This window comes from Methylomicrobium agile (assembly GCF_000733855.1).
Lineage (GTDB): Bacteria > Pseudomonadota > Gammaproteobacteria > Methylococcales > Methylomonadaceae > Methylomicrobium > Methylomicrobium agile.
Genome location: NZ_JPOJ01000001.1, coordinates 2821545 through 2835521 on the forward strand (window position 1 = coordinate 2821545; position 13977 = coordinate 2835521).

A 13977-nucleotide genomic window follows, 5' to 3' on the forward strand; every position below is an offset into this window, starting at 1 on the left:
AGGGAATGTCCGCTCCTAATACAGGCGCATCCGAAAAGCGGAAAGCACATGAGGATATTGCGCCGCCGAGCGATCGCCGCGATCGATCCTGGCCAATCGCGGCGATGGCGCTCGGCGTATTGATCATGGCGGTTTTTTCGATGGGCATGGGGCACTATCCCTTGCCGTCGGCCGCCATCCTCGATGTCCTCGGGGCCGCGCTGACCGGGCGGGATTCGGTGCAGGGCGCGGCGGTCGATAATGTCGTCCTGGCCGTCCGTCTGCCGCGGGTGCTGGCCGCCATGCTGGTGGGCGCAAGCCTGTCTTCGGCAGGCGCCGCTTTTCAAACGTTGTTCCGAAATCCCTTGGCCTCGCCGGCGCTTCTGGGGGTTTCCGCCGGCGCCGGTTTCGGCGCGGCGCTGGCGATGCTGCGGTCCGCCGGAGGATTGATGGTGCAAGGCGCCGCCTTCGCCGGCGGCATCCTCGCCGTCGGCACGGCGGTGTTCATCGCCGGACGGCTTGGCCGCGGCTCCGTCCTGGTGCTAGTGCTTTCGGGCCTTGTCATCTCGGCGCTCTTTCAGGCGCTGACTTCGGCCTTGAAGTATATCGCCGATCCGCTCGATACGCTGCCCGCGATTGTCTTCTGGCTGCTGGGCGGGCTAGGGCAGGTGTCTTTATCCGATCTGACGTATGCGTCGCCGTTTGCGTTGGCGGGCATTGCCGTGCTCTTTCTGCTGCGCTGGCCGACGCAGGTGCTGGAAGCCGGGGACGACGAAGCGAAAGCGCTGGGCATCGAGGTGGAGCCCTTGCGGCTGGTGTTGATTGCGGCGGCGACGCTGACGACGGCCGCTGCCATTAGCATCGCCGGCACCGTCGGCTGGGTAGGACTGCTCGTGCCGCACCTTTCCCGTCTCCTGGTGGGGCCGGCCTACATGCGGTTGCTGCCGGCCTCGGCCTTGCTCGGCGCCGGTTATCTGCTGCTGGTGGACGATTTCTGCCGTAGCGCTTTCGCCACGGAGCTGCCGCTCGGCATTGCGACCGCCGTATTGGGAGCGCCCATGTTCGTTGCCGTGTTGATGCGGGCGAGGCGGCAATGGTCTTGAAAGTGGAAGGTCTGGTCTACCGATACGCTTTGTCGCATCCTCCCGTGCTGGACGCGATCGACCTGACCTTGGCCAAAGGCGAAATGCTCTGTCTGCTCGGTCCGAACGGCACCGGAAAAACTACCTTGCTGCGCTGTCTGATCGGCGCGGTCCGTGCCGAACGCGGCACCATCAGTATCGACGGCAAGACCTCGGCGACGGCACGGCAACGGGCGCGAAAAATGGCTTACGTGCCGCAGGCCGGCGGAGAAAGCGCGCTGTCGCTCCTGGATACGGTGCTGATGGGGCGCACGCCCCATTTGCGGCCCTTGGCGTCACCTTCCCGGCGAGACCATGACATGGCATGCAGGGCATTGTCCAGAGTCGGCATCGAACACCTTGCCAGGCGCAGCTTCAACCAGGTCAGCGGCGGCGAACGCCAGTTGGCGCTGATTGCGAGGGCGCTGGTCCAGGAACCCGGCATCTTTCTGATGGACGAGCCGACCGCCAGCCTCGACCTCGGCAATCAGGTCCGCGTGCTCCGGACCATCCGCAGCCTGGCCGCCGACGGGCTGTCCGTCCTGTTCACCTCGCATCAACCCGAACATGCGTTGCTGCTGGGGGCCCGCGTGGCTGTCCTTCGGGACGGCCGCATCGCGAAATTCGGCACGGCGGGCGAGGTGTTGAGCGCCGACATGTTGTCCGATCTTTACCGCACCCCGATCGACATCGTCGCGATGCACGGCGTGCCCGCAGCCTGCGTGCCGAGGATTTGAAATGAAGAACGTTTTGATGGGCAGCTTCCGTTTCGTTTACCTTTCGCTCCTGCTCTGGGCGCCGGCAGCGTTATCCGCGCCGGCTCAGCGAGTGCTGCTCGACATGGCGTCCGCGCCGGTAACGGTCCCGCAGCCTGTCGAGCGGGTCGTGACGGTGGGCGCGGTGCCGGTGCTCAATAGCTTGATCTTTGCGGTAGGCGAAGGACGCAGCATCGCCAATGGCTTGCCGGCATTCGCGAAGCATTCGCGTTGGGGTTACCAGACGGTCTTTGCGCCGCAAATCGCGAAACTTCCCTCCCTGCAAAACCCCGACAATACCCCGGACCTCGAAGCCCTGCTGCAAACGGCCCCCGACGCGGTGCTGACAATGGACAGAGCCGGTGCGGAAAGAATGCGCCGCGCCGGCCTCCCGGCCCTTTATCTCGCCTGGACCCGGCCGGAACAAGTGAAAGCCGCAGTGCGTTTGCTGGGGCAACTGTATGCCCGTCCGGACGCCGCCGACCGTTACGTCGAGCGCTTCGATCATATACTGGCCACTGTCGCCGCGCGGCTGCAACGGAGCAAGCCGGTGCGGCCGCGCGTGCTGTATTTCAATCCGGCGACACTGACCCAGCCGCACCTGGTGGTCGAATGGTGGATTCGCGCCGCCGGCGGCGAAAGCGTCACGGACGACGGTCGCAGCATTGAAGCGCGCAGCTTCACGATGGAGCAACTGCTGGCCTGGGATCCGGACTTTCTGATCGTCGTCAGCCGCGAGGATGCGGAAATGCTGGTGCGCGAGCCTCGCTTCGCCGGTCTTTCGGCCGTACGCAACCGGCATCTGCTGGTCGCGCCGTGCGCCGCGCACACCTGGGCGAATCGTACCGCGGAACAGCCGCTCACGGTGCTTTGGGCCGCCAGCCAATTCCATCCGTCGCTGTTCGACGATATCGATCTCGCGGCGGAGACGGCACGCTTTTATCGGGATATTTTCGGCGTCGAGCTTTCCCCGGAGCAGATCGGGGAGATTCTCGCCGGCGGCCCGGCAGCTAATAGTGTTCGGCACAAATAAAAGCTCCTCGTGTGTAGGAGCGGCTTTAGCCGCATTGAGGTGCCCATCGCGGCTAAGCCGCGACTGGCCGATATTAACTTCCTGGTATGCCGGTAGACCTGCCAGGTTTTTAAAACCTGGCAGGTCTTTGGTCGGGAAATTATTTGGAGCCAAATCCTTAGCACTTGTCGATCCAACCCAGGGAGTCCGCAATGACAAAAATATCCACCCACAAACACACACAAAACCAACAACCTATCGACCGGCAAGGGATGGTGTTCGGTCTTTCCGGCTCCGCCGCAGGCTTTGAATCGAGCGCTCCGGCGCAATGGCCCGCGTTGGCCAAACGGGCCGAGCGCCAGGGTTTTCATTCCCTGTGGCTCAACGAAGAACATTTTCAAACGCGGCAGAAGCGAGGCGGCCGCCACGTCCTGTCTCCCCTGGTCGTGGCCGCGGCGATGGCTGCGCGTACGCGCACCATCCGACTGGGATTCTCGCTGCTGCTGTTGCCGCTGCACCAGCCGATCAGGCTCGCCGAAGAACTGGCCAGCCTGGACTGTTTGTCGCGTGGGCGAGTAGACTTCGGCGTTTCCCGCGGCGGCAGCGAACGTTATCTCCAGGCGTTCGGCGTCGACAATCCGGCGGCCAGGGAACAATTTCCCCGTGCGCTGCAACAGGTGCTGGACTGCTGGGCCGATCGGCCTTTGCAGATGGACGGGGCGGCGATCGACGTACAGCCCAAGCCCGTGCAGAAACCGCATCCCCCGATCTATATCGGCACCTACAGCGAGGATTTGGCGCGCTGGGCGGGTGCCGCCGGCCATCGCCTGATCATTCACGGCATCCAGTCGGCTGCCCATGCGCGCGACAATCTGCGCTGGTTCGTCGAAGCCGGCGGAGACCCGGCCACGGTGCCGTTCGGACGTTTCACCTATGTCGCCGAATCGGACGCGGCCGCCGAACGCGAGCTGTTGCCGGTATTGCCGGAGCTGCTGGCGAAATTACGGAATGTAGGCCAATCGCAGCGGGCAAAGGGAGTGATCGACATGGCCAATCTCGAACCCAGGCTTTTCATCAAACATATGGTGGTGGTCGGCTCGCCCGCCACCTGCCGCGAGCGCATCGGGGAGTTGCGGGAGAGTCTCGGCATTCGCCATTTCAACCTGCTGCCGGCCTTTTTCGGCTGTCTGCCGCCGGCCGGCCTCCAACGTTCGCTGAATCTGTTTGCGGAAGAGGTCATGCCTTCGTTGTGCGGCCGGCCGCCCGAAACCGTTGACGCGGCCGGGAGCGGTCGCCGGATATAACGGCTGCCGATTCCGATAGTATCTGATCATCCAGACAGGTTCATTCGCTGATCGAACCGGCGTCGCGGACGTATTCCGGCCATTCGATGCGTCCGCACCCGGTCAGCATGCCGCCTTGATTTTCGAACTAAAAGCAGCCGCCGACGCCGGGTTCCGGATCCGTCATGGCCGTTTTCTCGCCGGCCTCGCCGAACGCCTCGCTTAGCCAGTGGTTCCAAAAACGTGCGGCTGCCGCCGCGAGCGCAGGCGCATGGCGCAAGCTTTGCGCCCGTAATTGCGGTATGCCGATCCGTTGCTGGCCGAGTTCGCAGGCATGCGCCACGAACCAGCGTTCCATACCTGCCGCAGTGACCTCCAAATGAAACTGTAAGGCGAGGGCATGGCGGCCGACCGCGAAGGCTTGATTCGGATAGGCCGCGGTCGCGGCGAGATGGCGGCAGCCCGGCGGCAAATCGAAGGTGTCCCCATGCCAGTGCAAGACCGGCAAGCGCGCGGCGGCCATTTCGGCCAACGCCGGATACTGCGCCGCCTCCTTGCCGGGCAACAGCGGCGCCCAGCCGATTTCCTTGCCTTGCGTTCCCGGATAGACGTCGGCGCCCAGCGCTTTCGCGATCAGTTGTGCGCCCAGGCAGATGCCGAGCGTCGGCCGTTGGGCGGCAAGCCGCGCGCGTATCAAGGCGATTTCATCATCGATGAAAGGATAGGCGTCGGCTTCGTAAACGCTGATCGGGCCGCCCAGGATCACCAGCAGATCGGGCCGCAAGGGATCGATGCCTTTCAGGTCGGCGACCGCGGCGTCGACCGTCTCGATCGTAAAGCCGAAACGCCGCAGCGCCGTTTCCAGCGTCCCCAGATCTTCACAGGCGATATGGCTAATCGCCAAGACGGTTCGTGTCATATGTTTTTACTCCGCTGTGCGCCATTTGAGAGCGTATCGTAAGGCCATCGAGTTATTTTGGTGCGCGAATCGCAACGTCCTGCACGTAATTGGCTGATTTATAAGCATTTTATTATGGCTCGATTATTGCTTGATAATCTTCGATATATTTCAAAGTATAACGTAATCCACAGCGGAACGCCCCTTTTTATGACGACAAGCCAGATCAAAAGCGTTTGCCCTTATTGCGGCGTAGGCTGTGGTATCGTGATGGACGTCCGGGACGGCAAAGTGGTCAAAGTGGCCGGCGACAAGCGGCATCCGAGCAATTTCGGCCGGCTTTGCACCAAAGGCAATACCTGTATTCAGGCCATCGCAGAATCTGGCCGTCTGGAGCATGCCTACCTGCGCGACGAACGCCGGCAGGAACCGGCCCGCGTCGCGGTCGATCACGCGATTCGCGAAACCGCGCGCCGCCTGCGCGCGATCCTCGACGCGCACGGGCCGGACGCGCTGTCGTTCTACGTGTCCGGCCAGATGTCGCTGGAAGCGCAATACCTCGCCAACAAGCTGGCCAAGGGTTTCGTCGGCACCAACAATATCGAATCGAACTCGCGTCTGTGCATGGCCAGCGCCGGCAGCGGCTACAAACTGTCGCTGGGCGCGGACGGGCCGCCGGGCTCCTACCAGGATTTCGACCGCGCCGACCTGTTCTTCGTGATCGGCGCGAACATGGCCGACTGTCATCCGATCCTGTTCCTCAGGCTGATGGACCGGGTCAAGGCCGGCGCCAAACTGATTGTGGTCGATCCGCGCCGCAACGCGACCGCCGACAAGGCCGGCTTGTTCTTGCAGATCAAACCCGGCACCGACCTGGCGCTGCTGAACGGCTTGTTGCATCTGCTCGTCAAAAACGGCCGGGCCGACGCGGATTTCATCGCCCGCTTTACCGAAGGCTGGGAGGCGATGCCGGCTTTTCTGGAAGACTATCCGCCCGCGAAGGTCGCGGAGATTACCGGCCTGGATGAAGCCGACATCCGCAAGGCCGCCGAATGGATCGGCGCCGCGGGCGAATGGATGAGCTGCTGGACGATGGGACTCAATCAAAGCACGCACGGCACCTGGCACACCAACGCGATCTGCAACCTGCATCTGGCGACCGGGGCGATCTGCCGGCCCGGCAGCGGGCCGTTTTCGCTGACCGGGCAACCCAATGCGATGGGTGGGCGCGAGATGGGCTACATGGGGCCGGGCCTGCCGGGCCAGCGTTCGGCGCTGGTCGAAAAGGACCGTGTGTTCGTCGAAGGCTTGTGGGGTATCCCTTCCGGCACGCTGCGCAGTGATCCGGGTGACGGCACCGTGGCGATGTTCGAGGCGATGCGGGAAGGCCGCATCAAGGCGTGCTGGATCATCTGCACGAATCCGGTCGCCACGGTGCCGAACCGCGACAACGTGATTGCCGGCCTGCGCGCGGCCGAGCTGGTGATCACTCAGGACGCCTTTCTCGACACCGAAACCAACCGCTATGCGGACATCCTGCTGCCCGGCGCGTTGTGGGCCGAGGCCGAAGGCGTGATGATCAATTCCGAGCGCAACATGACGCTGATGCGAAAGGCCGTCGAGCCGCCCGGCGAGGCGCTGCCCGATTGGCAAATCATTGCCCGCGTCGCGAGCGAGATGGGCTATGCGGAAGCCTTCGCTTACGCCTCCGCAGCCGAGGTGTTCGAGGAAATCAAGCGCGCCTGGAATCCGAAAACCGGCTACGACATCCGCGGCGCCAGTTACGAACGCTTGCGCGAAACGCCGCTGCAATGGCCTTGCCCGCCGGACGACGCGGCCGACCGGCATCCGATCCGCTATCTGAACGACGGCGTCAGCCAGACGCTCAAAACGCACCCGGACGGCGGTACGCCCAAGTTCGTCTTTCCGACCGAAAGCGGCAAGGGCGTATTTTTGCCGCGCCCGTATATGGCGCCGGCGGAACTGCCGAACCGCGATTTTCCGTTCGTGCTGAATACCGGCCGTTTGCAGCACCAATGGCATACCCTGACCAAGACCGGCAAAATTCCGACGCTGAACAAGCTGAATCCGGGGCCGTTCGTCGAAATCCATCCCGAAGACGCCGCCGCGCTCGGCGTGCGCGACAAGGACCGGGTCGAAATCCGTTCCCGGCGCGGCCGCGCGGTGCTGCCGGCCGTGGTCACGGACCGGGTGCGGCCTGGCAACTGCTTCGCGCCTTTCCATTGGAACGACGTATTCGGGGAAGACCTGGCGATCAACGCGGTGACCAGCGATGCGATCGATCCGTTGTCGCAGCAGCCCGAATTCAAATTTTGCGCGGTGGCCCTGACGCGCGTCGCCGATACGCCTTTTTCTCATTCGACCGTCAGCGGGAACAACGGCGTTCCCGTCCGCGCCAATGCCGGCGCATCGACTCCACTTCACACGGAACCGAACATGCAACAGATCGATGCTCTCGCTAAATTTCTCGGCCTCGACGCCGTGCCTGCCATCGTATTGGATGCGCAGGAACAGCGCTATCTACAAGGCTATTTGACCGGCTTGCGCTGCGGCGCATCGGCTTCTCAAGCAACCGGCGTTCCGGTGTTGCCGTCCGGCGCGCCGCTCGACGACGGCAAGCGGCTGCTGTTGGACGGCGTGCTGGCCGGCCTGTTCGCGCGCGCCGTGGACCCGTCTGCGATGCCGGCGCCGGCCGCCGTGGAAACGCCGGCGCCCGCCAAGCCGCCGTTGACGATTTTATGGGCTTCGCAGACCGGCAACGCGGAAGGTTTCGCCGGCCGCTGTGCCGAGCGGCTCACCGCCGAAGGGTATGACGTTCGGCTTGCCGACATGGACGCTTGCAAGGCGGCCGACCTGACCGGCGTGTCGCGTCTATTGCTGTTGGCGAGTACCTTCGGCGACGGCGATCCGCCGGACAACGGCTGCGCGTTCTGGTCGATGCTGGAGGCCGGCGACGCGCCCCGGTTGGAACAATTGCAATTTTCGGTGCTGGCGTTCGGCGATTCCAATTACGACCAGTTCTGCGGCTTCGGCCGCAAGCTCGACGCGCGCCTGGAGGCGCTGGGTGCGCAGCGGCTGGCTCCGCGCACGGACTGCGAACCGGAATTCCAGATCCCGGCCGAAGCCTGGCTCGCGGCGGTCGCCCAGGCGCTGGCCGGAACCGCCGCGCCGGTCCGGCAAGCCACTCGGAAGATTCCGGTGCCGGCAGGCGCCGGCGAGGACGACGAGGAGGCGGCCCTGTCTCCGGTTGCGGTACCCGCATACGATCGGAACCGTCCGCTGCGCAGCCGCCTCGTATTGAACCGCTTGCTCAATGCGCCCGGCGCTGTGAAGGAAACGCGGCAGTTCGCTTTCGATCTGACCGGCAGCGGCTTTACCTACGAAGCCGGCGATGCGCTGGGCGTCTGGCCGGTCAACTGTCCCGACCTGGCCGCCGAGATGTTGGCGGCGCTCCAGCTTTCGCCTGCGGAGCCGGTCGTTGTGGACGGGGAAGCATTGCCGCTTGGCGAGGCGCTGCTCCGCCATTACGAGATTGCCCGGATTACGCCGGACTTGTTGCGTTTTGTCGCCGAACGTTCGGGCAGCGGCGCGCTCGCGGAACTCCTGAAAGAGGCAAACAAGGCCCGGTTGAAAGAATGGTTGTGGGGCCGGCAGATCGTCGACGTCCTGCATGAATTTCCGATTCGGGCGGCGGCCGGCGAATGGCTGGGCGTGCTCAAGAGGCTGCAGCCGCGCTTGTATTCGATCGCTTCGAGCCCGAAGGTCGACCCGCTGCAGGTGCATCTGACCGTGGCGGCGGTGCGTTATGCCTCCGGCGGCAAAGCGCGCGGCGGCGTGTGCTCGACCTTTCTCGCCGACCGGGCGGCCGGTGCCGAAGTGCCGATCTTCCTCCAGAAATCGGCGCACTTCCGTCCGCCCAAACGTTCCGAGACGCCGATGATCATGGTCGGCCCCGGCACCGGCGTCGCGCCGTTTCGGGCGTTCCTGCAGGAGCGCCGGGCCGTCTGCGCGAAAGGCAAAAACTGGCTGATCTTCGGCGAGCAGCACGCCGCAACCGACTTTTACTACCGCGACGAACTGACGGGAATGCAAAAGGACGGCTATCTGCATCGGCTGGATACCGCTTTCTCGCGCGACCAGGCCGAAAAAATCTACGTGCAGCACCGGATGCTCGAACACGGCGCCGAGCTGTGGGCCTGGCTGGAAGACGGCGCGCATTTCTATGTCTGCGGCGATGCCGCCCGGATGGCGAAGGACGTGGATGCGGCGCTCAGGCAAATCGTGCAGGAGCACGGCGCGATGAGCGCCGAACACGCCGCCGCCTATGTCGGACGGATGGGGCAGGATAAACGCTATCTGAGGGATGTCTATTGACGCGGGCGGCCAGGAGTCCGGATGCGGGATGGGATTCGCCCAGAGCTGTAGGGTGTTTTCGCGGCAGCAAAACGCCAATAGCCTTCAAAGCGGAGGCGGATTGCCTGTCGGCGAATCCGCCCGGCCCTGTGTTTCCACCGCCGTGGGAGCGTCGTCTTCGTCGCGATGCTCAATGGCCGTTGATACTGAAACCCTTCTTATGGCGGAACCGCTGGTTATGGCGGAACCGCTGGCGCGTTCCGCCTTACAGCCCAGGTTTACCCAACAAACATTTCATTTCAATCCGCTACCGTTTCCGAACCGAGGACAGAATCAGGTTTTGATCCAGGACGACCAGCATTTGCCCGGACGCGTTGTGGTCGCAGAGGTTGACCAGCGACTTTACGTAGCCGCCGTCGCCGCGCAATAGTTCGTCGACAGGCTGGATTTGCCGCTTTTCAAAGGTGGGGATCGCATCGATATCGTCGACCAATAGGCCGATGACGCCGGTTGCGGTCCGGACCACGACGATGATGCCTTTGATGTTTTCCGGATTTTCCGGATCGACCGGCGGCGTCCCGGTCAGAATTTTGCCGTCCACCACGATGATCGGGAATCTGTCGCTGCCTTCCTCCCCCCGGTTGTCGTAATACAGGATGCTGCCGACGATATAGGATTCTACGCCGGGCAGCCGATTGATCCGCGCGGCTTCGACGGCTTCCAGCACATCGGCGGCACGAAAGGCATAGACCTTGCTCCCGATGTAAAACGTCGCCAGATCCACGGTTTCGCCGATGACCGGCTCTTGCGGGTAGGTAATGACTTCGCGCTGATCGGTAACGGCCGCTTCGGCTTTTTCTTCGCCGATGGGGATGAAGACGAAGGCGGCCACATCGTTTCGGTAGTCCCCCGTGGTTTTGAATTCGCGGTAGCCGCGCGACGAGTAACAGCCGACGGCATAGTAGGTTTTGTCGTGAAGCACGATTCTGGACTTGCCGGAGCCCGTTTGCAGTTCGGAAAACTCCTGGAGGATTTCGAGCGTTTCGCCGTTTTGGTAGGGAGACGCTCCGGTCGAGGCGATAATGCGTCCGCCGGGCCGCTCCACGAACAAACCGAAAACGCCGGCTTTTTCGGGCAGGCAGTCTTCCAGCATCTGCCTGAATTCGCGGGCCGAATCGAAAACGATCCCGATACCGCCGACGACCTTGTTCGGATCGTCGAAATGGCGGATGGCCGCGTTATACACATAAGTCGGTTCGTCGCCGTACAGCCAGGTCTCTTCGAACGGCGATACCCGGTATTCCTGCGGCGAGCGCAAATAAAACGTCTCTTGCGCATAGGCGGCATTGACGGGCCTGTCTACCGCCTCCACGGGATCGTGATGGAGATTGGATTCGGCGACGATCACCCCCTTGATGTCGTAGATGAAAAGGCGTGTATAGACCGTGTACAGTTTGTTGATGTAAATCAGAATGTCGGTCATTTTCCGCTTGTCTTTGTCGCCTAGGCGGCCTTCGGACAGCAGGCGGCGGATTTCCGAAGTCAGGGCCCACCAGCGGCAGTCGTTGCTGCGTTCGTAAAGGTTCCTATCCATGATGTCGATCATCAGCCTTGCGATGGATTCGGCATTGCGCAGTTCGGCGGTAATCATCGTGATGTGCAGCTTGCTGCTCGAATCGGCCAGCGCCTGGGCCGTGCGGGCGCCCATCGAACGGATCTGGCGCAGGATCGCCTTCAGCGACAGAAGATGGCCATGTTCGTTGGCGGCCATGATCTGGCCGTTCCAGATGACGCGGTGCAGGAACTGGTTGATGCCTTCGGCGGCGCCCGCGATCAGGCTGGACAGTTCGGTGGACAGGGCGTCGCCGTGGCGGAGGATTTCCGCGTTGATTTCCTTGTCGGCCGCGGATGCGCCGAAGGCCGATTGCAGCGGAATCATGGCGTGCCCGTACCATTCCTGGCCGGCATAACCCTGGTAGGGACGGCCCCGGTGCGTCACCGACAGGTATTCCCGCCCGGCGAAGTCGGTGATGCCGAACTCGCGGCCTTCCGGCACGGCTTCGAGGCGGCGGCCGATCGGCACATGGTCGAAATCGCTGGTGGCGATGACTTTGGCGTCGGCGTTCAGCAGTAAAATGACCGCCTTGTCGCCTTTTTTCTGCAGGCTGCGAAAAATGCCTTCCATCTCGTTATCGAAGCGGAACGACAGGCACAAGATGCCGAGCACGGCGCCGTCGGCCGGGTCGGCGATGCGTTTCGAATAAATCAGCGCGCGGTCCGTGTCGGGACGCAGGACGGTCTTTCCGAAAGTTTCAACATAGTCTTCGGTCGAATTCAGCGTTCGGTGGATGATCGGGTCGGAAACGGCCTGCTCGACGGGGGTCGCTTCGCGGTCCAGCCTGGCCAGAATGCGGCCCTGCGTATCCAGGACGATGATGTCGTCGTAAACGGTATATTTCGAACCGTATTCGTCCAGCAAGCGGTTGATCGAGCCGGTGTCGGCATCTTCGCTTTTGACGGCGTTCAGCACGAAATCGCAGATATCGGCATTGGTGGCCAGGAAACCGATGTCCGCGGTGCGCTCGTACAGGTTCCGCACCAGAATGTCGATCGAGACTTGCGCCTTGGAATTGAGTTCGAGGCAGGTCTTGTTGATTTCCTCGGAAACCAGCTGATGAGTCAGCTTTTTTTCCAGATCGCCGAAACCCTGCTTGGTCGCCTCCATCGCGGGCAGGATGGAGGCGGCTTCTTTGGGACAGCTGATTTCGGCGATCGACGAAATCAGCCCCCAGGTGCCGTTCAGTTCCCGGAGGATTTCCTTGCATTGGGCCACACTCCGGATATAAGGAGAAAATGTTTCGAAACGCTCAACCTCTGACAGCATTTTATTTGTCCTTCCGCTTAAAATAGGGATGAGAAAAAATACCCAGATTTCAAGCAATTTTTGCACCATCTTCGATATGTGGTCGGAAAAACTGGAGCTGCCGTACCGGGATGAAGCAATTTAAGCAATGCGCACAAATGTGGTGCATATACAGTGCACAATGTTAGTGCGATTGATTGGAAAAGTGGTCCGGATGCCTCGATTAGCTTTGCTGTTCAGGGCGGGGGCAAGAGGATTATGGTTTGGGCGGACAAGAACAATGCGTTAGCCCAGTCGCTTTATCGGAAGAAGGGCTTTAAGGAAGCTCTGAATAAGTGGTTTTTATAAGCGACACCGTGCGACATCCGTGGCACCTCGCCGAAAATGGGCAAATCCTTCCCGGCAGCGCCCGCTATCGGGGTGATTTCACTCAGTGTTCTCGGTTTTCCAGGGCGAAGGACAAAGGTCTCCCTAGGTCGGCTGCAGCGCCTGCCGAACGTGATAAAGATTGCCCAGGGCAAACAGCAAGTAGAGTTGTTGGGCATTCTTGAACAGCCCCCGGTAACGCACTTTGGTATAGCCGAACTGGCGCTTGACGATCCGGAACGGATGTTCGACCATGGCGCGTAACGGCGCCAGCATGTGGTTGTGAAGGGCTTGCTCTACCGGCAACTCTTCACCCTTCCCCCGCTTGAACGGAAAGGCCCAAACCGGCTCGCCTTCCAGGCGATCCGCCGCTAGATTCCGGTCCTTGCGGGTATAGGCCCGATCGCCCAGCACGACCCGTTCCTCGCCGTGCAGCAACGCCTCCGTCATGACCCCATCCGCCACCTTGGCGGTGGTCATCTCCACAGTATGCACCAACCCCGACTCGGCATCGACCCCAATGTGCGCCTTCATCCCAAAGTGGTAATTGTTCCCTTTCTTGGTCGAACTCATCTCGGCATCCCGTTTGCGCGCCCGGTTCTTGGTGGACGGCGGGGCAGCGATTAATGTCGCATCGACGATCGTGCCTTGCCGTAGCAACAGGCCTTTTTCGGCCAACAGCGCCGCCGTTTCATCAAATAGGGTTTGTGCTAACTGATGGCGTTCCAGCAGATGCCGGAACTTGAGGATCGTGGTTTCATCCGGCAGGGCGTCCTCGCCCGCATCGAGCCCGGCAAACTCGCGCAGCAGCGGCATGTCGTGCAATACTTCCTCCATCGCCGGATCGGAATAGCCGAACCACTGCTGCATCAGGTGAATGCGCAACATCGTCGCCAAGGGAAAGGGGCGGCGGCCTCGGCCCGCTGTCGGGTAGTGCGGCGCTATCCGGCTCGCCCACAAACTCCAAGGCACTACCTGCTCCATCTCTTGGAGAAATTGCTGCCGCCGAGTCTGTTTCGGTTTCTTCACGAACAGCGGGGCACTGAGTCCGAGTTGCTTCATGGCGGGCACCTATCGAAAATGGCAAGCTGCGGATATTTTATCCCAGGCGTAGGACTTATTCAGAGTTTCCTTAAGAGAGCTTGTTATCGCTTTCGCGAAAAGTGCTATACAGATGAATAAAGATGACGATTAGCGTGTGGCGAATTGATAGACTATGGACAGGCGATTTCTTCAGGGTTTCCTTAACTACTCCGAAATGATTTCGATGCGGTTTGTTTTTGAAAATCCCCCCTAACCCCCCTTTTTCAAAGGGGGGAAGCGGCA

At 61.8% G+C, this 13977-nt stretch carries 8 protein-coding genes; 5 read left to right on the forward strand and 3 right to left on the reverse strand.

The window, feature by feature from the left end; genetic code table 11:
- The first annotated feature begins 5 nt into the window (after positions 1 to 5).
- The 4 genes from CC94_RS0113420 (at position 6) to CC94_RS0113435 (ending at position 4171) form a co-directional block, all read left to right on the forward strand.
- Positions 6 to 1082, forward strand: a complete 1077-nt coding sequence (locus CC94_RS0113420) for a FecCD family ABC transporter permease (RefSeq protein ID WP_157203436.1) — start codon at positions 6 to 8, stop codon at positions 1080 to 1082.
- Complete coding sequence (locus CC94_RS0113425) at positions 1073 to 1837, forward strand: ABC transporter ATP-binding protein (RefSeq protein ID WP_005370588.1); 765 nt, start codon at positions 1073 to 1075, stop codon at positions 1835 to 1837. The genes CC94_RS0113420 and CC94_RS0113425 overlap by 10 nt, the downstream gene beginning before the upstream one ends.
- 1 nt (position 1838) lies before the next feature.
- Positions 1839 to 2888 (forward strand): ABC transporter substrate-binding protein, encoded by a 1050-nt coding sequence (locus tag CC94_RS0113430; protein WP_005370591.1) that lies wholly within the window; start codon positions 1839 to 1841, stop codon positions 2886 to 2888.
- Positions 2889 to 3079: 191 nt separating this feature from the next.
- A complete protein-coding gene (locus tag CC94_RS0113435) occupies positions 3080 to 4171 on the forward strand; it encodes an LLM class flavin-dependent oxidoreductase (RefSeq protein WP_215731678.1) in 1092 nt (363 codons plus the stop codon).
- 127 nt (positions 4172 to 4298) lie between these two features.
- Here the strand turns inward: CC94_RS0113435 and CC94_RS0113440 are convergent, their stop codons facing one another.
- Positions 4299 to 5069: a glutamine amidotransferase gene (locus tag CC94_RS0113440; RefSeq protein ID WP_036303985.1), complete on the reverse strand. Its 771-nt coding sequence runs from the start codon at positions 5067 to 5069 to the stop codon at positions 4299 to 4301.
- 189 nt (positions 5070 to 5258) lie between these two features.
- Here CC94_RS0113440 and CC94_RS0113445 point away from each other — a divergent pair, with 189 nt between their 5' ends.
- On the forward strand, positions 5259 to 9443 hold the full coding sequence (locus CC94_RS0113445; protein ID WP_031431248.1) for a sulfite reductase subunit alpha: 4185 nt from the start codon (positions 5259 to 5261) through the stop codon (positions 9441 to 9443).
- 286 nt (positions 9444 to 9729) lie between these two features.
- Here CC94_RS0113445 and CC94_RS0113450 read toward each other — a convergent pair whose 3' ends face one another.
- Positions 9730 to 12306, reverse strand: a complete 2577-nt coding sequence (locus CC94_RS0113450; protein ID WP_031431249.1) for a chemotaxis protein CheW — start codon at positions 12304 to 12306, stop codon at positions 9730 to 9732.
- Positions 12307 to 12756: 450 nt separating this feature from the next.
- Complete coding sequence (locus CC94_RS0113465) at positions 12757 to 13713, reverse strand: IS5 family transposase (protein ID WP_005369880.1); 957 nt, start codon at positions 13711 to 13713, stop codon at positions 12757 to 12759.
- Positions 13714 to 13977: the final 264 nt, after the last annotated feature.

What these genes read in the sequence shown, in the direction of transcription:
- CC94_RS0113420 (WP_157203436.1), top strand. Translation starts at nt 6, where the DNA reads ATGTCCGCTCCTAATACAGGCGCATCCGAAAAGCGGAAAGCACATGAG.
- CC94_RS0113425 (WP_005370588.1), top strand. Translation starts at nt 1,073, where the DNA reads ATGGTCTTGAAAGTGGAAGGTCTGGTCTACCGATACGCTTTGTCGCAT.
- CC94_RS0113430 (WP_005370591.1), top strand. Translation starts at nt 1,839, where the DNA reads ATGAAGAACGTTTTGATGGGCAGCTTCCGTTTCGTTTACCTTTCGCTC.
- CC94_RS0113435 (WP_215731678.1), top strand. Translation starts at nt 3,080, where the DNA reads ATGACAAAAATATCCACCCACAAACACACACAAAACCAACAACCTATC.
- CC94_RS0113440 (WP_036303985.1), bottom strand. Translation starts at nt 5,069, where the DNA reads ATGACACGAACCGTCTTGGCGATTAGCCATATCGCCTGTGAAGATCTG.
- CC94_RS0113445 (WP_031431248.1), top strand. Translation starts at nt 5,259, where the DNA reads ATGACGACAAGCCAGATCAAAAGCGTTTGCCCTTATTGCGGCGTAGGC.
- CC94_RS0113450 (WP_031431249.1), bottom strand. Translation starts at nt 12,306, where the DNA reads ATGCTGTCAGAGGTTGAGCGTTTCGAAACATTTTCTCCTTATATCCGG.
- CC94_RS0113465 (WP_005369880.1), bottom strand. Translation starts at nt 13,713, where the DNA reads ATGAAGCAACTCGGACTCAGTGCCCCGCTGTTCGTGAAGAAACCGAAA.